Raw genomic sequence first — 19,500 nt, 5'->3', positions numbered from 1 at the left:
CGGCTCACGGCACCAGGATCACCTTTCCGTTCAGCGTCCTCGACTCGGCGAGCTCCATCGCGGCGACGATCTCGCTCAGCGGGTAGCGGGCGGCGATGTTCGCGGTGAGGACGCCGTCACGCAGCAGTGCGAACACTTGTCCGAGGTCCTCCTCGAGGTGCCGGCGGAATCGCGCCGGACGCGTCCGGTGACCCGCCCACAGGTTGTAGAACGTCGCCTTCCTGCCGTTGGGGAGCACGCTCCACCACAGGGCCTGCCCGATCGCCTTCGTGAACGGGACCCACATGGCGCCGCCGTCGCTCAGTGCACTGATGATCGAGTAGGTCACGAGGACTCCACCCGGCGCCAGCAGCTTCCAGGCGGTGCGCGTCATGTCGCCGCCGATGTTGTCGAAGACCGCGTCCACTCCGCCGGGCGCGATCTCGCGCACACGATCGGCGAGCCGGGGATCGGCGTAGTCGACCGGGATCACCCCGCCGGCGCGCAGCGCGTCGTGATGACGAGGCGAGGCCGCGCCGATGATGCGCACACCGTGGTGGTGCGCGAGCTGGATGAGGATGCCGCCGACACCGCCGTTCGCTCCGAACACGAGGATCGTCTGCCCGGGTCGCACGTGCGCGATCCGGTGCAGCATCTGCCACGCGGTCACCCCGTTCACCACGACGGTCTCGGCGTCCTCGGGCGCGATCCCCTCCGGGACGAGAACGCTGTCGCGGCCCTCGACCACGACATGACCCGCCCATGCACCGGTCTTGGTCATCGTGGCCACCCGTCGTCCCCGCATCGCTTCGTCCGCTCCCGGGCCGACGTCGACCACGCGCCCCACGAGGTCGTACCCCGGTGTGAACGGGAAGGCCGGCTGCCCGTAGTAGCGGCCGCGCCGCATCATCTGCTCGGCGAAGGAGATACCCGTCGCCTCGAGCTCGACGAGAAGCTGCCCGGCGCCGGGCGCGGGTATCGGTGCGGTCGTCACTTCGAGCCCCGACGGCGCGACGACCCCGGGGAGGACGACGCGCACGGTCTCGCGGGCGGGTGCTGGTGTGTTCATGAGATGCTCCGTTCATTTGTGAGTGACTGAACAGTCACTTCGTTGGGGAAAAAGAATCCCGCGATGGGCGCGGGCTCGAGGTGGATCCGGGGAGGGCTCGGTGTCGGCTCAGAGGTGATCGATACCGTTGTCGACGATCCGTGCCCAGGCGGCGTCGACATCGCCGATCCCCGCCTGGACGATGAGGTGGCACAGCTGGCCGTAGGCGAGGAACCGCTGGACGGATGCCGCATCCGCCCCGGTCTCGCGCGTCACCGCGGTGACGATGCGACCGATCCCCCGACGGACGGCGTCGCGGATCTCGGGCACGTCGCACGCGCTCTGGGCGTGCACCTGGAGCGCGATGAGGCTCTGATCGCGGATGAGCGCCACGTAGGCGTCCGACATCGCGTCGAGCCTGGCCGCTGCATGCGCGCCGGGATCTTCGACGGCCTCCGCCCCGGCGATCAGCGCCGCCGTTACACGGTCGTAGCAGTCGTCGACGGCGGCTACGAAAAGCCCGAGCTTCCCGTCGAACAGCCGGAACACGTAGGCCGTGGACACCTTCGCGGCGTCAGCGACATCGGCGACCGGTGTGGCCCGATAGCCGGCGCGTGCGAACGTGTCCACCGCGCAGGCGATGATGCGCACGCGCTGCTCGTCCGCCGTGGAGCGGACGCTCGACCGCCTGCTCCGGCCGGCCACGGTGGGTGATGCACTCATGTGACTGAGTGAACAGTAACTATTCACCGATGTCAAGGCGCGCTGCAGATCACCCACCGCGAACGACGTTCCGTCAGCGGTGGTCGACGTCTGCGCCCGACCAGAGATCGGCGCACTCCACCTCGACGACCCCGCGTGCGCTCATCGCCGCGCGGGCACCGCGATCGCCGTGCAGCTCGCCGATGAGCTCGGGCACCCGATCCGCGCCGATCAGCACCGGATGCCCCGGCCGCCCCCCATAGACGGCCTGCACCAGGCCGACCCGCACGCGGCCCTCCTCCGCTGCCGCTGCGATCACACGGGACACCGCGCGCGGCGGGGCGTCGGGGGTGTCGACCGGGGTGACCACCACGGCGTCCACGCCGCGTGCTGCCTTGACCAAGCCCGCGCGCAGCGTCGCGCCCAGCCCCTCGGCCCAGTCCTCCACGATCAGGATCGACGCGTCCGACGGGACGAGGGACCGCGCCTCGTCGGCACCGGCGCCGAGAGCGATGAGGACGTCCGCGCAGCCGCCGGATCGCAGCATCCGGGTCGCGATCTCCAGCCAGGAACTCCCGCTGTCGGAGCAGGCGAGCGCCTTCGGCCCGCCGAATCTGACGCCGGCCCCCGCGGCGAGCACGAGTCCGCGGATGCGAGGGGGCGCCATGGTCACGTCAGCGTAGCGCCCGGGTAACACGAGCGCATTAGCGTTGTCACCATGCTCGAACTGGCCGAGGCGATCCTGCCGCGACTGCGGGCCGGGGAACGCGTCGCCATCGTGACGGTGACCCGCGTCGCCCGCAGCGCCCCGCGCGGCGTGGGCTCGTCGATGGCCGTGACCGAGACGCGCGAGGTGATCGGGGCGATATCGGGCGGCTGCGTCGAAGGCGATGCCGTCGCCCTGGCCGTGCAGGCACTGCGGTCCGGTCGGGCGCAGACGGCGAGTTTCGGCTTCTCCGACGAGACGGCGCACGCCGCGGGCCTCGCCTGCGGCGGCGCCGTCGATGTGGTCGCGTGGGTGGTCGCACCGGACGATGACGAAGTGGTCGCCCTGCTCGAACGGGCGTCCGCCGGGCGTCCGACGACCGTCGGGCTGATCACCCGGGGCCCCTCGGCGGGCCTGCTCTGCACACCCCGGTCACTCCGCGAGAGCGGCGACCTCGAGGTGGCGGACGCGCTCGCACTCGCCGAGACGGTGGCCGACACCCGACTGCTGGCGTTCGCTCCGGATGCCGCGATCCTCGCCCTCTCGCGCGCTCCACGCCCGAGGCTCATCGTTCTGGGAGCCGGCGAGCACGCCGCCGCTCTCTGTCGGATCGGCGCGGCCTCCGGCTTCGCGGTGACGGTGTGCGACGCATGGGAGCTGCTGGTGACGCCCGATCGATTCCCGGAGGCGACCGAGCTCGTCGTCGCGCTGCCCCACGAGTACCTCGCGACGACCGAGGTCGACGCGAGGACGGCGGTGTGCGTGCTCACCCACGATGAACGCCTCGACGTACCCGCGCTCGAGGTCGCGCTGCGCCTGCCCGTCGCGTTCGTCGGCGCGATGGGCGCCCGCCGCACCGTCGCACGACGTGCGGCACTCCTGCGGGCCGCGGGCCTCACCGACGGTGAGTTGGAACGCCTGCATTCCCCGCTCGGACTCGATCTCGGCGGTGCCACCGTGCAGGAGAGCGCGATCGCCGCGCTGGCGGAGATCGTCGCGGCCCGACACGGCGGCTCGGGCGTGCCGTTGAGGACGATGTCGGGTCCGATCCACCGATCGGAGTCGGGTACCGGGGCCGGTGCGGCCGTAACAGCGGCGCAATGTCTGCCTGATAGCGTCACGGCACTGCGTGTCCCATCACCATGATCCTGCGCGACCCCCGTCGGTCGATCAGCGGTCAGGGCGGGGACTGCGGCGATATCCGTCGTCTCAGCACCGTCCCGGAGGTCATCGATGTCTTCACCCGCATCCGCGCCCGCCCCTGCCCCCGTCGACAAGTCCCAGGTCGGCATCGGTGAACGGCAGTACCACATCGCCGTCGCCCCCGGGGAGGTCTCATCCGTCGCCCTGCTGCCCGGCGACCCGTTCCGCGTGCCGTTCGTCGCCGAGTTCCTCACCGATGTACGAGAGGTGGCGCACAACCGCGAGCATCGCACGATGACCGGCTGGTACAAGGGCCGCCACATCACCGCCACCTCCACCGGCATGGGCTGTCCGTCGACTGCGATCGCCGTCGAAGAGCTCGCCCGCGTGGGTGTGACGTCGTTCATCCGTGTCGGCAGCTCGGCCGGACTCCAGCCCCGGATCGAGCCCGGTGACCTGCTCGTGAGCGAGGGAAGCTACCGCAACGACGGCACCACCTCCGCGTACGTCCCCGTCGGCTTCCCCGCAGTCCCCGACATCGAGCTCACCCTGGCACTCGCCCGCCACTCCGCGCGCATCGCCGAGGACGCCGGCACCCGCGCGTTCTCCGGTATCAGCGTGAGCGACGACGCGTTCTACGCCGAAACACCGGAGTGGATCGATCAGCTGCACCGCATGGGCATCCTGAACGTCGAGATGGAGGCATCCGCTCTCTTCGTCGTCGCCCGCCTCCGCGGGCTCCGCGCCGGGATGGTGTGCGCCTGTTCGAGCAACCTCGTGGCGGGCGCCTCCCTGTACGACGAGAAGAACGGCGCGCTGAAGGACGGGTGGATGCGCAGCATCGAGGCCGCCCTCGAGACCGCCGTCGAGCTGGAGCTGTGACATGACACGGACCATCATCGAGAACGCCTATGTCGCCACCGTCGACGCCGCCGGGACGGAGCATGCGTCCGGTCACGTGGTCTTCGAGGACGGCGTGATCTCGGCCGTCGGGAACGGCCCGGCGCCCGCGGAGCTGCGGGCGGGAGCCGACATCGTGGACGGCACCGGATGCCTCGTCACCCCGGGTCTCATCAACACCCACCACCACCTCTACCAATGGCTCACCCGCGGGTACGCGCAGGACGCGATCCTCTTCGACTGGCTCACGGCGCTGTACCCGCTGTGGTCGCAGATCGACGCGCGCCTGACCGGCATCGGCGCGGCAGGCGGGATGGCGGTGCTCGCCCGCTCGGGGTGCACCACCGTCGGCGACCACCACTACATCTTCCCGAAGGGGTCGGGCGACATCGTCGGAGCGATCGTCGCGGCGGGCTCGCGGGTCGGGGTGCGGCTGCACGCGACGCGCGGCTCGATGGACCTCGGCGCCTCCCAGGGCGGATTGCCGCCGGATTTCGCGGTCGAGACGACGGATGCCGCGTTGGCCGCGTCGCAGGAAGCCGTGGAGCGGTGGCACGACCCGTCGTTCGGATCGATGGCGCACGTGGCGATCGCCCCGTGCTCGCCGTTCTCGGTCACCGCCGACCTGTTGCGCGAATCGGCGCCGCTCGCCCGGTCGCTCGGGGTGCGCCTGCACACCCATGCGTCCGAGACCGTCGAGGAGGACGCCTACTGCCTGGAACGTTTCGGCACCTCGCCCACCGAGTACCTCGAGTCGCTCGGCTGGCTCGGGCCGGACGTGTGGATGGCGCACTGCGTGCACCTCGATGACACCGCCATCGCCCGCTACGCCGCGACCGGCACAGGCGTCGCCCACTGCCCCTCGTCGAACGCCCGACTGGCCTCGGGCATCGCACCGGTGCGCGACATGCTGAGGGCAGGGGTGCCCGTCGGGCTGGGCGTGGACGGGTCGGCGTCGAACGAGTCGGGGCAGCTCGGCATCGAGATCCGCGAAGCCGTGCTCATGGGTCGCCTCCGCACCGGTGCCGACTCGTTCTCGGTGCGGACGGGCCTGCGCATCGCGACCATGGGCGGTGCGCGCGTCCTGGGTCGCGAGGCCGAGATCGGCTCGCTCGAGCCCGGCAAACTCGCCGACATCGCCGTCTGGCGGGTCGACGGCGTCGAGCACGCCGGCATCCTCGACCCGGTCGCCGCCCTCGGGCTCGGCGCGATGCCTCCGCTGCGCCGTCTGTACGTCGGCGGGCGCGCGATCGTCGAGGACGGCACCCTCGTCACGGTCGAGGAGCAGGTCGTCGCGGCCGAGGTCGCCGCCGCCTCTCGCGAGCTCGCCGAGCGCCTCTGACGCGGCTCGTCCGTCCCGAACTTCTGCAGAGCCGATAGCCCCGGCGGGATCGGCCGCAGGAATCCGGGCCACCGGCGCCCTGCCGGAGGACGTGTGCAGAAGATGAGGACGCCCGTCGCCGCATAACGGCGAAACACCCGTGAAACCGGGGTTTGATTGACTGACCCGAGCCGACCGGAGGAGGTGCTGTGGACGTCGAGACCGTGACGAGCTACCGCGCCGCGCGCAGCCGCGCCGACCTCGCGCTCGGCCCCGGAGAGGTCTATCTCGCCGGCGGCACCTGGCTGATGAGCGAGCCCCAGGTCGGCACGACCGGGTTCGTCGACCTGACCACGATGGGATGGCCCGACATCGAGGTCACCGCTCTCGGGCTCCGCATCGGCGCCACGTGCACGATCGCCCGGCTCGTCGCCTGGGCGGAGAGCGCGGAGGTGCCGGCGGGGTGGACCGCGGCATCGGTCATCCCCGACGCCGCGAACGCCCTGCTCGCCTCGTTCAAGATCTGGAACACCGCCACCGTCGGGGGCAACCTGGGCCGCGCCTACTCGGCCGGCGCGCTCGTCTCGTACGCCGCCGCGCTCGACGGCGTCGCCTGGATCTGGAGACCCGACGGCACCGATCGCCGCATGCCGGTCGCCGACCTGATGACGGGCAACGGCACGCACTCGCTCGCCCACGGCGAAGTCGTCCGTGCCGTCGAACTGCCGGCAGCCGCCCTGCGATCCCGCTTGATCCTGCGGAAGATCGCCCTCGCCGAGCTCGGTCGCTCCGGCGCCGTCGTCACGGGACGCGTCGACGAGGACGGCGGCGCCGTCTTCACGGTCTCGGCGGCGACCCTCACACCGACCGTCTTCCGGTTCGAGGCGGTTCCGGATGCCGCGACCCTTGCCGATGCCGTCGCCGCAGCGCCCGACTACTACACCGACCCCCTCGGCTCGGCGGATTGGCGGCGTGGGGTGAGCATCGTGCTGGCGGAGCGGATCCGGGGCGAGCTGGTGCCGCCGGTCACGACCGCATCGGAGGCGGTGGCATGAGACTCGATGTCAACGGCGAGACCCTCGACACTGACCCGCGGGCGGGGCAGTGCCTGCGCACCCTGCTGCGGGAGCACGGCCATCACGAGGTGAAGAAGGGCTGCGACGCGGGCGACTGCGGCGCGTGCGCCGTTCTGCTCGACGGGCAGCCGGTGCATTCGTGCATCGTGCCCGCCGTGCGCGCGGAGGGGTCGTCGGTCACGACGGCGTCGGGGCTCGCCCCGGACGACACTCTGCACCCGGTGCAGGAGAAGCTCATCGAGCACTTCGGCTTCCAGTGCGGCTTCTGCACCGCCGGCATGAGCGTCACCGCCTCGACGCTCACGGCGGCCGATCTGCCCGACCTCGACCGGCGCATGAAGGGCAGCCTGTGCCGCTGCACCGGCTACCGCCCCATCCGCGCCGCGATCGAGGAGTCCGTGCTCGGGCCGGTGCGGACGACGGGGCGGGGCGAGGTCGACCCCGTCGTCGGCCGCTCGGTCTCGCCCGAGGCCGCCCGCCGCGTGGTCCAGGGCCTCGAGCCGTACACCTTCGACACGTCGATTCCGGGAACACTGACGCTGCGGGTGCTGGGCTCACCGCATCCGCACGCCCGCATCGCGTCGATCGACACGTCGGCGGCACGGGCGCTGCCCGGAGTCGTCGCCGTGTACACCCACGAGGACGTGCCGGGTGGCCGCTACTCGACGGCTCGCCACGAGCACCGCGAGGACGACCCCGACGACACGCGCATGCTCGACGAGGTGGTGCGCTTCGTCGGCCAGCGCGTCGCCGCGGTCGTGGCCGAGACCGCGGCCGTGGCGGAAGAGGCGTGCCGGCTCATCCGGGTCTCGTACGACGTGCTCCCGGCGGTGTTCGACCCCGAGGAGGCCCGCAGCGCCGGCGCCCCGCTCGTGCACCCCGACCGCACCCCCGACGACCGGGTCGCCGGGTCCGAGCGCAACGTCGTCGCGGCCCTGCACGACGGATTCGGCGGCGACATCCACGCGGCGCTGGCGGCGAGCGAGGTCACCGTGACGGGCACATGGCAGACGTCACGCGTCTCGCACGCGCAGCTCGAGACGCACGGATCGCTCGGCTGGCTCGACGACGACGGGCGCCTCGTGATCCGCTCCAGCACGCAGGTGCCGTTCCTCACGCGCGACGAGATCGCGCGCATCTTCGACCTCCCCGCAGACCGCGTCCGCGTCTTCGCGCCACGCGTCGGCGGCGGCTTCGGGGGCAAGCAGGAGATCTTCACCGAAGACCTCGTCGCCCTCGCCGTGCTGCGCACGGGCCGTCCGGTGTCCTATGAATTCTCGCGGGCCGACGAGTTCCGGCGCGCGTCGGTGCGCCACCCCATGCGGGTGTCCGTGACGCTCGGGGCCACCCGCAAGGGCGAGCTCACGGCGATGAAGGTCGATGTGCTGAGCGACACCGGCGCCTACGGCAACCACGCGATCGGCGTGCTGTTCCACGGCTGCGCGGAGTCGATCACGCTGTATCGCGCGCCGACGAAGTGGATCGACGCCGAGGCCGTCTACACGAACAACGTGCCGTCGGGCGCCTTCCGGGGGTACGGCCTCGGTCAGGTGATCCTCGGGGTGGAGTCGGCGATGGACATGCTCGCCGAGCGGCTCGACATCGACCCGTTCGCGCTCCGTCGCCTCAACGCCGTCCGCGAGGGCGACCCCCTGCATGAGGAGGACGACAAGTACGAGGAGGACCTCGTCTGGGGCAGTTACGGGCTCGATCAGTGCCTCGATCTCGCAGAGTCCGCGCTGCGGACAGGCAACGGCGTCGCGGCCCCCGCCGGCTGGCAGGTCGGCGAGGGGATGGCCGTCGCCATGATCGCCACGATGGCGCCTCGCGGGCACATCGCGCACACGTCGGTCACCCTCCGCCCCGACGGTGTGTACGTGCTCTCGGTGGGGACGGCCGAGTTCGGCAACGGCACATCGACGGTGCACCGCCAGATCGCGGCCACCGTGCTGCGGGCGGGTTTCGATCGGCTGCGGCTGCGCAGTTCCGACACGGATGCCGTGGCCCACGACACCGGAGCGTTCGCGTCGGCCGGCATCACGGTGGCGGGCAAGGCACTGCACGCGGCATCGCTCGCGCTGGAGGCGCGGATGCGTCGCATCGCCGCCGAGATCACGGGGGCGGAGGAATCCGCGTGCCGTCTCGAGGAGGACGGCGTGCACACCCCGAACGGCGTCGTCGACTTCGCACGCATCGTCGCGGCCGCACCCGAGGCCGAGCGTTCCGAGCACGGGCTCGTCGCGACCGGGAGCGAGTTCGGCGATCTGCGGTCGATCGCATTCAACGTGCATGCGGTGCGGGTGGCCGTCGACGCCGCGACCGGCACCGTGCGCATCCTGCAGTCGGTGCAGTCGGCCGATGCCGGCTTCGTCATGAATCCGGCGCAGTGCATCGGTCAGATCGAGGGCGGTGCCGCGCAGGGCATCGGCAGCGCGCTCTACGAAGAGGTCATGATGGATGCCGGAACCGTCGTGAACCCGATGTTCCGGCAGTACCGCGTGCCGCAGTTCGCCGACGTCCCCGCGACCGAGGTGTACTTCGCCGACACGAGCGACGACCTCGGTCCGTTCGGTGCGAAGTCGATGAGCGAATCGCCCTACAACCCGGTCGCGCCGGCGATCGGGAACGCGATCGCGCGTGCCCTCGGGCGGCGACCGTTCGAGCAGCCGTTCTCGCGCGACCGGGTGTGGCGCCTGATGCAGGGCTGAGCCCGGAGCGCGTCAGGGCCTCTGCTTCACGACGAGCAGCCGGTACGGCCGGCCGTCCTCTGACCACCACCGGTGCGCCACCCCGCCGGCGTAGTAGGCCGAGTCCGAGGGCGACAGCACCGAGACCGCCCCGTCGACCTCCATGCACACCGACCCTGACAGCACGTAGACGAACTCGTCCTCATCGTGCGCGAAGCTGTCGCCGGGGTCGACGTTCTCGGCGTGGTACTCCATCGGGTGGAACGGCCGCCGCGCTCCCGCGAGCATCCGCGCCGTCCCCACGGCGAAATCGGCCGACAGCGCGCCGTCGCCTCGGCGGTGCACCTCCACGGCAGGGCCGCCGGATGCCGGGGCATCCGCGGCGGCGATGAGTTCGATCGGGCTCGTTCCGAGCGCCACGGCGATGCGCCGCAGCGACGCGAGGCTCGGCTGCGCGAGACCGCGCTCGAGCTGACTCAGGAACGGGTGGGAGAGCTCGGTGGCCGACGCGAGCCGCACGAGCGTGAGCCTGCGCGCCTGGCGGAGGCGGCGGATGTGGGCGCCCAGACGCCGGGCCGCAGCATCCGTCCCGTGCTCGTCGCCGTCCACCCGACGGGCGTCGGGTGCGGCGATGGAGGGCACCTACACGCCCTTCTGCGAGTGCATCCCCATACGAGCGAGCACGACGTCCTCCACGATCTGGATGACGTTGTAGAGGATGAGCGAGACCGCGGTCACCGCGACGACGGAGGCCCACAGGGCGGTAAACTGCGCCTGTGGCACGAATCCACCGATCGAGCCGCCGATGCCGCCACCGACGGCGAGCCACTCGGCCAGGAGCGCTCCGGTGATCGCGCCGGGAACCGAGATGCGGACGGCGGCGAAGAACGCGGGCAGCGACGAGGGCATCGCGACCTTGTTGAGCTTCGTCCAGGCGCCGCCGCCGTAGACGTCGACGAGGTCGTTCATCTGCGCCGACGCCGAGCGGAGGCCGAACGAGATGTTCACGAGCGCCGGGAAGAGCACGACGATGCCGCCGATGACCGCGACCGTCCAGATGTCGCGCCCGAAGATCATGATGATCACGGGCGCCATGGCGATCAGCGGAACCGACCGCAGCAGCATCGCGACCGGCATCAGTGCGTGCTCGACGCCCTTGTTCAGCTGGAAGATCATCGCCCCGACGATCGCGACCACGAGCCCGGAGATGAAGCCGATCACCGAGTGGCCGAGCGTGACTCCGAGGTTGCCCATGATGAGCGCGCGGTTGGTCTCGGCCGCGGGCACGGTGAAGAAGTAGTTCCAGACGTCGACGGGGCCCTTGGCGATCAGCGGCGAGATCTGGAAGACCCAGAGGATGCCGACCCACAGCGCGACGACGGCCACGAGGGTGAGCAGGAAGGTCAGCAGGCTCCAGCCGAGAGCCCGCAGGACGTTCCGCGTCGCCGCGCGGCGGACATCACGGGTGAGGTCGGCTACAGCGGGCGAGGCCAGCTGGATCTCGCTTGCAGCGGTGAGCGTGGTCATGAGGCGCTCCCCTTCGACCAGGGCGCGATGAGCCGCGCGACGATTCCGACGAGTGTGAAGCCGAGAAGGGCGACGGCGCCGCTGGAGAGGGCGAGGGCCCAGACCAGCGGCCCGTTCGAGTTCTGCTGGGCGAGGGTCATCGCCAGGCCCACGCCCGACTCGATCTTGCCGAAGAACTCGCCGAGCACGGCGCCCAGGAAGGCGGCGGGTACGGCGATCTGCAGAGCGTTCAGGATGGCGGGGAGAGCGGCGATCAGGCGCACCTTGATCAGCTGGGTGAACTTCGATCCGCCGTACACCGTGATCAGGTCGAGGCTCGACGTGTCGGCGGACTTGAGGCCCAGCAGGGCGCCGACGACCGTCGTGAAGAAGACCGACAGCGAGGCGAGCAGCACGGCGGTGCCGCTCGGCTGCCCGGCCGTCGGCGGCGCGATCACGATGACCGCCAGCATCCCGATCGCGACGATCGGCACGCAGTACGTGATGATCGCGAGCTGCATCGCGAGGCCCTCCAGCCGCGGCACCACCAGGACGAGCGCAGCGAGCACAAGGGCGAGTCCGTTGCCCCACAGGTAGCCGATGCCGGCCTCGGCGAGCGTGACCGAGAAGTTGCGGGCGAAGTAGTCCCACCCGGCCTCGCCGAATGCGATCACGACTTGGAACGGCGTCGGGATGGCCTGCGCACCCGACGGGCCGACGTTGGCGAAGACGGTCGCGGCGAGGATCCACCACAGCAGGATCAGGACGACCCCGCCGATCACACCGGTCGCCCACGCGGGAAGCTTGACGTCCTCCCAGTGGATCGTGCCCGTCTTGGGCGGCGGCTCGGTGGGTCCCGTTCCCGTCGCCCGGCTCGCCGGGGCGGTCTCAGTGGTCATCGGCGGCAGCGCCCCCGGCGCCGAAGAGCAGCTCTGACGCCTGGTCGACGTAGGCATGGAACTCGGGGGTGCGCATCATCTCGGGCGTCCGCGGACGCGGGAGGTCGATCTTCATGACCTCCTTGACCCGCCCGGGACGCGGGCTCATCACCGCGACGTAGTCCGAGAGGAAGATCGCCTCCGAGATGCCGTGGGTCACCAGGAGCGTGGTCGCCGGCTTCTCGGTCCAGATGCGCAGCAGCTCGAGGTTCAGCTTCTGCCGCGTCATGTCGTCGAGCGCGCCGAACGGCTCGTCGAACAGGAGCACCTCGGGCTTGAGGATGAGCGATCGGGCGATCGACACGCGCTGCCGCATGCCGCCCGAGAGCTGCGCGGGCTTCGCCTTCTCGAACCCCTTCAGGCCGACGAGCGAGATCATGTCGTTGACGTACCCCTTGTCGACGGTCTTGCCGGCGATCTCGAAAGGCAGACGGATGTTCGTGAGCACACTCCGCCACGGCAGCAGCGCGGAATCCTGGAAGGCGATGCCGAGCTTGTTCTCCTTGCGGAGCTCCTTCGGGCTCTTGCCGTCGACCCTGGTGGTCCCGCTGGTGGCGCCCTCGAGGCCCGCGAGGATCCGCAGGATGGTCGACTTGCCGCAACCGGACGGTCCGAGCAGGGCGAGGAAGGACCCCTGCTCGGTGTGGAGGTTCGCGTCCTGCAGAGCGACCACACTCTTGCGGCCGGACGTGAAGACCTTGTTGAGCCCGGAGATCTGCAGGCCGGTGCCCAGGGCTTCGCCCTGGGCACCGGTGGAGACTCCGGTGATCACACCGGGTTGCGTCATGATGTCTGCGGCTCCTCTTACTTCTTGTAGGCGATCAGGTCGGGGTTCTCCTCGTAGACCGCCGTCAGCAGCGACATGTCGAAGAGGTCGGAGGCCTCGAGCGTGATGCCCGCGCCCTTGAGGCTCTTGATCGTCGCGGCCTGGAGGTCGTCCGAGATCGTGAAGAGTCCGTTCTCGGCGGTCTCGTCCGAGACGACGAGCTTCTCGGCCTGCTCCTTGGCGCCGGCGATCGAGTTCTCGAGGTTCAGGTCGAGGTCCTTGCCGTAGGTCTCGACGGCCAGCTTGGCGCCCGCCTCCGGGTCGTTGACCGCGTCGGTCCAGCCCTGGATCTCGGCCTTCAGAAACGCCTTGAGCACGTCGGGCTTGTTCTTGATCATGTCGTCGGTCGTGGTGACCGTCTCGGCGACGAACGGCAGGCCGTTGTCGGCGAAAGGCAGGTTCGTCGTCTCGACACCCGACGCGGCGACGGTGATCGCCTCGTTCGTGAGGTAGGCGATGAATCCGTCGACCTCGCCGTTGATGAGCGGCGCCGGGTCGTACTGCACGGGGACGATGGTGACTTCGGACTCGTCGATGTCGTTCGCGGCGAGCAGCGCCTTGAAGAGGGCGGTGTTGGAGTCCTGGACGCCGATCTTCTTGCCGATGAGGTCCTGCGCGGTGGCGATGTCGCCGCCGGCCTTGAGCGAGAGCACCGTGAACGGGTTCTTCTGGTACGTCGTGCCGATGATCTTCAGCGGCGCGCCCTCCGACGACACGACGGAGCCGATCGAGACGGCATCCGACAGGGCGACATCGGCGCTCCCCGAGATGAGCTCGGCGGCGCCGGTCGACGGACCGGGCGTCAGGGTGACCGTGCCGAGGCCGGCGTCGGTGTAGTAGCCCTTCGAGTCGGCGAAGAACTCGCCGGAGAACTCTTCGTTCTTGATCCAGCTGAGCTGCACCTTGAGGTCGCCGAGTCCGGCGGCGGCACCGTCGGACGACGACGATGCGGGCGTGCTCGACGCGCCGGATGCGCACCCGGCGAGGGCGACCGCCGCGACGGCGGCACCGGCGAGGGCGGCGACGACGCGCGATGCGCGGCGAGAGGAAAGGAATGTCATGTGCGGTGTCTCCAGGGGCGAAGTGGGGCATGCCGTGTGACGGAATGCGGATGGTGCATCGGGTGGATGGAGTCGCGCGCCTGTGGGACTCGGCGAGACGCGATGATGCCGACGCTATGCGATGTAGATTTCACGAACACTGGCGGTGGTGTTTCGGCGTCGTTACATATGTCGGGGCCCGCGGGCGACGACGAGCGAGCGGATGCCGCGGCTCAGCGCGACTCGTGAGCCAGGTGCAGCACGGCCTCGCCGAAGGCACGGAGCCCGGCCGCGACATCCCCGCCGCTCACGAACTCGTCGGGGTGATGGCTGATGCCGTCGGGATTGCGGAGGAAGAGCATCCCGACGTCAGCGATCGCGCCGATCGCCATGCCGTCGTGACCCGCTCGACTGAAGATCACCGCGGGGTCGTCCGCGCCCACGGGACGGGTGGCCATGATGCCCTGGCGGATGACGTCCTGCAGGAGCGGGCTGCAGAGCACCGCCGGCGCGCTGTGCACCTCGTGCGCACGCCACCGGAGCCCGCGGCGGCCCATGATGTCGTCGAGCTCGTGCGAGATGCGATCCCAGACGCGGTCGCGCTCGCCGTCGAACTCTCCGCGCAGGTCGAGCGAGAAGCGCGTTTCGCCCGGCACGATGTTGACGGCGCCGGGGAAGGCCTCGAACTGACCGACCGTGCCGATGATGTGGTGCTCGCCGCGGCAGATGCGCTCCACGCTGAGAGCCGCCTCGCTGGCCCCGAGGAGCGCATCGCGGCGCATGTCGTAGGGCGTGCCGCCGGCGTGGCGCGCCTCGCCCTCGACGACCAGCTGGAATCGGCGTGCGCTCGCGATCGACGACACCACGGCGAGGGACTCTCCACGGCGGTCGAGCTCGGGTCCCTGCTCGATGTGCGCCTCGAGGTAGCCGATCAGCTCGTCCGGCCGCCGCGCCGCTTCGCCCACGCGTCCGGGGTCGAGCCCGAACTCGAGGAACGCCTGCCGCAGGCTCGTGCCGTCGCCGTCCTCCAGCGCCCACCACTCGTCGTTCCAGCTGCCCGCGACCGCCGACGAGCCGAGCAGCGCCTTGCCGAAGCGGGTGCCCTCCTCATCCGAGAACGCGACGACCTCGAGCGCGAACGGCAGCCGCCAGTCCGGGTCGGCGAGGGCGGCGTGCCGCATCATGCGCACCACCTCGATCGCCATCAGCACGCCGACGATCCCGTCGAAGCGGCCGGCATCGGGGACGGTGTCGAGGTGCGAGCCGAGCATCAGCGCCGGCAGGTCGTCGGGCCCGGAGCGTCCGACCTGGTTGCCCGCGGCGTCCTGCCACGTGCGCATCCCCACCTCGCGCATCCACTCCGCCGCCAGCCGATTCACCCTGGCGTGCTCGGGTGAGAGGTAGACGCGCTCGATGTGGCCGCGTTCCGCGGTGACGAGAGCGAGTTCGTCGCAGCGCGCCATCACGCGTCGCGCCGACCTGGCGACGTCGTCGGGAGTGAGTCGGAGGAGTGTCGGCACGATCACCGTCCGGAGGAGGCGTATATGTCCATTGCGGCATCCACTCCCCCACCGACGGGAACGGATGCTCCGGCACGCCGGAGCACGGCCTCGAACGACGCGAGCGTCTGCAGGACGGCGTCGGTGCGCGCGTTGTAGCCCATCGTGCCCAGACGCCAGACCTTGCCGTGCAGCGGTCCGAACGACGTGCCGATCTCGATGCCGAAATCGAGGAGCATCGAGGAGCGCACCTCGTCGCCGACCACGGTGGAGGGGATCTCCACCGCGACGACATTGCTCATCTTGTGCCCGAGGTCGCCGAAGACGGTCAGCCCGAGGCCCTGCACGCCGGCCAGCATCGCGGCGCCCTGCACACGGTGGCGTTCGATGACCTCGGCGCGGCCCTCCTCGAGCAGGATGCGCGCGCACTCGCGCGCGCCGTAGAGCATCGTCGTCGCCTCGGTGTGGTGGTTGAGGCGCCGAGGGCCCCAGTAGTCCAGGATCATGCCGAGGTCGAAGTAGTTCGATCGGACGAAGTCGGGCGCATCCTCGTCGCCGGGCTCGCGGATGCCCGCCTCGATCTTCTTGCGCGACCGGATCACCTCGACGGCGCGGGGCGAGAGGGTGATCGGCGCTGAACCGGACGGACCGTTCAGGCACTTCTGCAGACCGGCGGTCGCCGCGTCCAGCCCCCACCCGTCGGCTTCGAACTCGTTGCCGCCGAGGGACGCCGTCGCGTCGGAGTAGAACAGCACGCCGTGCTTCGCGCAGATCGCACCGATGTCCTCGAGCGGCTGGAGCATGGTCGTGGACGTGTCGCCCTGCACCATCGCGAGAAGGGTGGGTTTGACGCGCAGGATGGCCTCTTCGACGACGGACGTCGGGAACACCTGGCCCCACGGCACCTCGATCGTGTGCACCTCGGCCATGGCCCGCTCGGCGATCTCGGCGAGCAGGTGCCCGAACCGCCCGAACACGGGCACGAGCACCTTCTCGCCGGGCCGGACCAGCGAGACGATGGCGGCCTCGATGCCGGCGCGGGAAGTGCCGTCGACGAGCACGGTGGCTTCGTTGCCGGTGGCCCAGACATCGCGATAGAGCTGCTGGGTCTCATTCATGCAGTCGGTCATCGCCGGGTCGTACTGCCCGACGAGCTGCGCCGACATGGCCCGCAGCACACGCGGGTCGGCGTTGATCGGCCCCGGGCCCATGAGCAGGCGTGCGGGCGGGTCGATCGGGCCGGGAAGAGGGTGCGGGTCGGTCATGAAGGGTCCTTCGCGGGGGTGGTGCGGGTCACGGGGTGTGCGATGTGAGGGGTCGAGCGGATCATGCGCGGGCCACCGCATCCGCCAGACGCCGCGCGAGCCGCACGAGCGCGATGTCGGTGCCCGCGCGCGACACCAGGCACACGCCGACCGGCGCGGACCCGAGGTTCGAGGGGACGGTCAGGAGCGGCGCTGAGATGCTGGGCAGCCCGCCGATCGCCGCCGGCGTGGTCATGCGCAGCGTCGCCTGCCGCACATCGTCGACCCGCGCGCCGACCGAGGTGCGCATCGGCGCGGGCCCCGGCACGGTCGGCAGCAGCAGCACCGCGTTCGCCACCACACCCTGCACGCGCTTCTTCAGCTCCGTCAGGACGGTGCGGGCCGCAGCCTCCTGCGCGGGCGTGATCGTGGCGGCCAGCCGGAAGCGCTCCGCGACGGCCGGGCCGAGAGCGCCCGGATGCTCGCGCACCCAGTCGCGGTTGTTGCGCCACGCCTCGGCTGCCTGCACGGTGCGGAACGGCTCGTACCATTCCCCGAGATCGCCGAGAGAGACGGATGCCACGGGTGGGGCATCCGTGCCCTGCTGCAGCTTCCCGACCAGCGCCTCGAACGCGGCGCGCGTGTCGGGCTCGACCGCGTCGAGGATCTCGTCGGGGATGAGGAAGCTCCACGGCAGCTCTTCGCCCGACTCGCCGAGCACGCTCTCGGTGGAGTCCGATCCGTCATAGCTGAGGCACCAGTCGACGACCCGCTGCAGGGTCTCGCCATCGCGGGTGAGCCAGCCGATGGTGTCGAACGACTGCGCGAGGGGCAGCAGGCCCTGGCGGGGGACGAGACCGTGGGTCGTGCGCAGGCCCCACAGCCCCTGGTACGAAGCGGGGACCCGGATCGAGCCCGCCGTGTCGGTCGCGAGCCCGATCTCGGCCTGGCCGGTGGCGACCGCGGACGCGGGTCCGCTGGAGGAGCCGCCCGGGAGCGCTCCCGGCACGGCGCCGTTCGGAGGGGTTCCGTAGTGCGCGTTGTCGCCGGCGATCGAGTACGCGAACTCGTCCGTACGTGCGATGCCCCGCAGCGACGCCCCGCCCTGGAGCAGATCGGTGATCGCCGGCGCCGAGGTCTTCTCTGCGCGCGCGTCGTCGAGGAACGTCGGATTGCCGGCGCCGATGCGGTACCCGCGGATGGCGAAGAGGTCTTTCACCGCCACGGTCAGTCCGCGCAGCGGCCCCTCCCACGCTCCCTGCCAGAGGGGATCGCCGACGGTGCGCCACACCGATCGGTCGAGCGCCTGCGCGCGGGGGGTGACGTGCGCGGCGGTGATCAGCCAGCGCCCGTCGATGCGTTCCCAGAGCTGGGTCTGCAGGCCCGTCCCGCCGCCGGCGTAGCGCGAGACCGACACGATGAGCGAAGCATCCGCCCCCAACGGCCGGTGCTCGACCCTCGTGATCGTCCGCGGCGGAACTCCCCCGCGCACCCCGCGGAATGCGCTGATCGCGTCGTGTCCGACGAGCAGCCCCGCGCCGTCGCCGCGCATCGTGCCCGTTCCCGGCGCGAACGCGGCGTCCAGCGCGTCGAGGTCGTTCGCCATGATCGCGCTCTCGTACGCCTCGAACGCACGGCGGAGGTCGTCGGACAGCGCCGGGCCGTCGACGGACGCCTCGGCAGCAGCCTCACTCATCGAGAACCACCCCCGGCGGCGTCCGGCGATCCGGCGCAGTTCCGCCCGCGCCGCCGAACCTGCCCCCGGCCGCCACGCCCGCGAAGTCCGCCTCGCGGATGCGCGCGTGCACGCCGCACACGATGTCGACCACCTGCGAGATGTCGAAATCGGTCGCCGCGCTCAGGTAGGCGTACGCGAGGTGCTCCTGCATGCCCCAGCGCGCCTCGATGAGAGACAGGGCCGCGCGGACGCAGCGGCGCATCGCCTCGTTGAGGTCGGGATCGAGACCCGTCGGCACGAGGTACTCCGGCGTGCGCACGAGGGGTCCGCCCACCTCGCCGAACTCGGCGAGCGCCTCCGCGCGCGGCACCACGTCGAAGCGCAGGGTCGCCCGCAGCGACGCCTCCAACGCCGTGAGCGCTACCTCGCCGTCGCCCTGCGCGAAATGCGGATCGCCCACGTAGGCGAGCGCCCCCTCGACCTGCACCGGCAGATAGAGGACAGTGCCCACGACGAGCAGGTTGATGTCGATGTTGCCGCCGTGGGCGCCGGGCGGCACCGAGTGCGGGCGCTCGTCGGACGCGACGGCGACCCCCATGGTGCCGAGGAACGGCGCGAGCGGGAACCGCACGACCCGCTCCCCGCCCTCGGTGACCGGAAGGGCGCCGACCAAGCCGTCGCCGTCGCGCTGCACGGGTGCGAACACGCTCACGGTGCCCGGCGTGCGCGGGAGCGACCCGGCGAGCGCGCCTTTGCCGTGCCGGTTCGAGATGACCCCGTACGGCACCCGCAGGTCGAGCCGCTCGACCGTGATCTTCAGCAGGTCACCGGGCTGCGCGCCCACGACGAACACGGGTCCGGTGACGACGTGCGGTCCGTCGGCCGCGGGGTCCCGCGACAGCGTCGCGGCGATCTCGATCGCGTCCTCCAGCACGGATGCCTCGGGCACGCCGTGTCCGGTGAAGTAGGCCAGCGGGTCCTTGCCCTGGTCCTCGAGCACGCCCTCGTGGCTGACGGTGTCGATCGTGACCGTCTGACCCGACGCGATGCGCAGGACCGCGGCATCCGTCGCACAGGGCAGTCGCCCCCACATGACCGTGTCGGGCGAGGCGGCGAGGTAGTGCTCGCCGGGGATCGGACCCCGGCCGGGCTGGAGGATCTCGAGGTCGGTCGCCATGGCTCCATCCAACTGCATCGGCGCGGCGAC

At 70.9% G+C, this 19,500-nt stretch carries 17 protein-coding genes; 5 read left to right on the top strand and 12 right to left on the bottom strand.

The genetic code is table 11. The features are described 5' to 3' along the window. Positions 1-4: 4 nt before the first annotated feature. From ACFM35_RS12385 to ACFM35_RS12375, 3 genes are all read right to left on the bottom strand, one after another. Positions 5-1,048 carry a medium chain dehydrogenase/reductase family protein gene (locus ACFM35_RS12385; protein ID WP_378842444.1) on the bottom strand — a complete coding sequence of 348 codons (1,044 nt, stop codon included), beginning with the start codon at positions 1,046-1,048 and terminating at the stop codon, positions 5-7. A 108-nt stretch (positions 1,049-1,156) separates the two neighbouring features. Further along, on the bottom strand, positions 1,157-1,750 hold the full coding sequence (locus tag ACFM35_RS12380) for a TetR/AcrR family transcriptional regulator (protein WP_378842442.1): 594 nt from the start codon (positions 1,748-1,750) through the stop codon (positions 1,157-1,159). A 73-nt stretch (positions 1,751-1,823) separates the two neighbouring features. Then, positions 1,824-2,396: a nucleotidyltransferase family protein gene (locus ACFM35_RS12375; protein WP_378842441.1), complete on the bottom strand. Its 573-nt coding sequence runs from the start codon at positions 2,394-2,396 to the stop codon at positions 1,824-1,826. A gap of 51 nt (positions 2,397-2,447) precedes the next feature. Between ACFM35_RS12375 and ACFM35_RS12370 the strand changes: the two genes are divergently transcribed. From ACFM35_RS12370 to ACFM35_RS12350, 5 genes are all read left to right on the top strand, one after another. Then, the gene (locus tag ACFM35_RS12370; RefSeq protein WP_378842439.1) at positions 2,448-3,581 is read left to right on the top strand and encodes an XdhC family protein; all 1,134 of its coding nucleotides are present in this window, start codon (positions 2,448-2,450) and stop codon (positions 3,579-3,581) included. 87 nt (positions 3,582-3,668) lie between these two features. Continuing rightward, complete coding sequence (locus ACFM35_RS12365; protein WP_378842437.1) at positions 3,669-4,460, top strand: nucleoside phosphorylase; 792 nt, start codon at positions 3,669-3,671, stop codon at positions 4,458-4,460. Position 4,461: 1 nt separating this feature from the next. After that, positions 4,462-5,820 carry an 8-oxoguanine deaminase gene (locus ACFM35_RS12360; RefSeq protein ID WP_378842435.1) on the top strand — a complete coding sequence of 453 codons (1,359 nt, stop codon included), beginning with the start codon at positions 4,462-4,464 and terminating at the stop codon, positions 5,818-5,820. Positions 5,821-6,008: 188 nt separating this feature from the next. Next, positions 6,009-6,854 carry an FAD binding domain-containing protein gene (locus tag ACFM35_RS12355; protein ID WP_378842433.1) on the top strand — a complete coding sequence of 282 codons (846 nt, stop codon included), beginning with the start codon at positions 6,009-6,011 and terminating at the stop codon, positions 6,852-6,854. After that, entirely contained in the window at positions 6,851-9,583 is a 2,733-nt protein-coding gene (locus ACFM35_RS12350; RefSeq protein ID WP_378842431.1) for a molybdopterin-dependent oxidoreductase, read from the top strand. The genes ACFM35_RS12355 and ACFM35_RS12350 overlap by 4 nt, the downstream gene beginning before the upstream one ends. A 12-nt stretch (positions 9,584-9,595) precedes the next feature. Here the strand turns inward: ACFM35_RS12350 and ACFM35_RS12345 are convergent, their stop codons facing one another. The 9 genes from ACFM35_RS12345 to ACFM35_RS12305 all read right to left on the bottom strand — a co-directional run bounded on the left by ACFM35_RS12345 (position 9,596) and on the right by ACFM35_RS12305 (position 19,470). Next, entirely contained in the window at positions 9,596-10,204 is a 609-nt protein-coding gene (locus tag ACFM35_RS12345; protein ID WP_378842429.1) for a helix-turn-helix domain-containing protein, read from the bottom strand. Next, positions 10,205-11,089 (bottom strand): ABC transporter permease, encoded by an 885-nt coding sequence (locus ACFM35_RS12340; protein WP_378842427.1) that lies wholly within the window; start codon positions 11,087-11,089, stop codon positions 10,205-10,207. Then, entirely contained in the window at positions 11,086-11,967 is an 882-nt protein-coding gene (locus ACFM35_RS12335) for an ABC transporter permease (protein WP_378842425.1), read from the bottom strand. The genes ACFM35_RS12340 and ACFM35_RS12335 overlap by 4 nt, the downstream gene beginning before the upstream one ends. Then, complete coding sequence (locus ACFM35_RS12330; protein ID WP_378842423.1) at positions 11,957-12,793, bottom strand: ABC transporter ATP-binding protein; 837 nt, start codon at positions 12,791-12,793, stop codon at positions 11,957-11,959. Before ACFM35_RS12330 ends, ACFM35_RS12335 begins: the two co-directional genes overlap by 11 nt. 17 nt (positions 12,794-12,810) lie before the next feature. Continuing rightward, positions 12,811-13,893, bottom strand: a complete 1,083-nt coding sequence (locus tag ACFM35_RS12325) for an ABC transporter substrate-binding protein (RefSeq protein WP_378842421.1) — start codon at positions 13,891-13,893, stop codon at positions 12,811-12,813. Between the two features lie 212 nt (positions 13,894-14,105). Continuing rightward, positions 14,106-15,392 carry an allantoate amidohydrolase gene (locus tag ACFM35_RS12320; RefSeq protein ID WP_378842419.1) on the bottom strand — a complete coding sequence of 429 codons (1,287 nt, stop codon included), beginning with the start codon at positions 15,390-15,392 and terminating at the stop codon, positions 14,106-14,108. 2 nt (positions 15,393-15,394) lie between these two features. After that, positions 15,395-16,636 (bottom strand): pyridoxal-phosphate-dependent aminotransferase family protein, encoded by a 1,242-nt coding sequence (locus ACFM35_RS12315; protein WP_378842417.1) that lies wholly within the window; start codon positions 16,634-16,636, stop codon positions 15,395-15,397. A gap of 61 nt (positions 16,637-16,697) precedes the next feature. Then, complete coding sequence (locus tag ACFM35_RS12310) at positions 16,698-18,311, bottom strand: AtzH-like domain-containing protein (protein WP_378842415.1); 1,614 nt, start codon at positions 18,309-18,311, stop codon at positions 16,698-16,700. Continuing rightward, the gene (locus ACFM35_RS12305; protein ID WP_378843024.1) at positions 18,304-19,470 is read right to left on the bottom strand and encodes an acetamidase/formamidase family protein; all 1,167 of its coding nucleotides are present in this window, start codon (positions 19,468-19,470) and stop codon (positions 18,304-18,306) included. The genes ACFM35_RS12310 and ACFM35_RS12305 overlap by 8 nt, the downstream gene beginning before the upstream one ends. Between the last annotated feature and the right edge of the window lie 30 nt (positions 19,471-19,500).

The sequence above is a fragment of the Microbacterium songi genome, assembly GCF_042747925.1.
GTDB lineage: Bacteria > Actinomycetota > Actinomycetes > Actinomycetales > Microbacteriaceae > Microbacterium.
Note: the sequence above shows the minus strand (reverse complement) of the source record. Positions and strands in the feature narration are given on the sequence as shown.

Excerpts from the sequence above, each read along its gene's own strand:
- ACFM35_RS12315 (WP_378842417.1), bottom strand. The coding sequence starts at position 16,636 with ATGACCGACCCGCACCCTCTTCCCGGCCCGATCGACCCGCCCGCACGC.
- ACFM35_RS12305 (WP_378843024.1), bottom strand. The coding sequence starts at position 19,470 with ATGGCGACCGACCTCGAGATCCTCCAGCCCGGCCGGGGTCCGATCCCC.
- ACFM35_RS12370 (WP_378842439.1), top strand. The coding sequence starts at position 2,448 with ATGCTCGAACTGGCCGAGGCGATCCTGCCGCGACTGCGGGCCGGGGAA.
- ACFM35_RS12335 (WP_378842425.1), bottom strand. The coding sequence starts at position 11,967 with ATGACCACTGAGACCGCCCCGGCGAGCCGGGCGACGGGAACGGGACCC.
- ACFM35_RS12360 (WP_378842435.1), top strand. The coding sequence starts at position 4,462 with ATGACACGGACCATCATCGAGAACGCCTATGTCGCCACCGTCGACGCC.
- ACFM35_RS12375 (WP_378842441.1), bottom strand. The coding sequence starts at position 2,396 with ATGGCGCCCCCTCGCATCCGCGGACTCGTGCTCGCCGCGGGGGCCGGC.
- ACFM35_RS12385 (WP_378842444.1), bottom strand. The coding sequence starts at position 1,048 with ATGAACACACCAGCACCCGCCCGCGAGACCGTGCGCGTCGTCCTCCCC.
- ACFM35_RS12350 (WP_378842431.1), top strand. The coding sequence starts at position 6,851 with ATGAGACTCGATGTCAACGGCGAGACCCTCGACACTGACCCGCGGGCG.
- ACFM35_RS12310 (WP_378842415.1), bottom strand. The coding sequence starts at position 18,311 with ATGAGTGAGGCTGCTGCCGAGGCGTCCGTCGACGGCCCGGCGCTGTCC.
- ACFM35_RS12380 (WP_378842442.1), bottom strand. The coding sequence starts at position 1,750 with ATGAGTGCATCACCCACCGTGGCCGGCCGGAGCAGGCGGTCGAGCGTC.
- ACFM35_RS12340 (WP_378842427.1), bottom strand. The coding sequence starts at position 11,089 with ATGACCACGCTCACCGCTGCAAGCGAGATCCAGCTGGCCTCGCCCGCT.
- ACFM35_RS12330 (WP_378842423.1), bottom strand. The coding sequence starts at position 12,793 with ATGACGCAACCCGGTGTGATCACCGGAGTCTCCACCGGTGCCCAGGGC.
- ACFM35_RS12325 (WP_378842421.1), bottom strand. The coding sequence starts at position 13,893 with ATGACATTCCTTTCCTCTCGCCGCGCATCGCGCGTCGTCGCCGCCCTC.
- ACFM35_RS12365 (WP_378842437.1), top strand. The coding sequence starts at position 3,669 with ATGTCTTCACCCGCATCCGCGCCCGCCCCTGCCCCCGTCGACAAGTCC.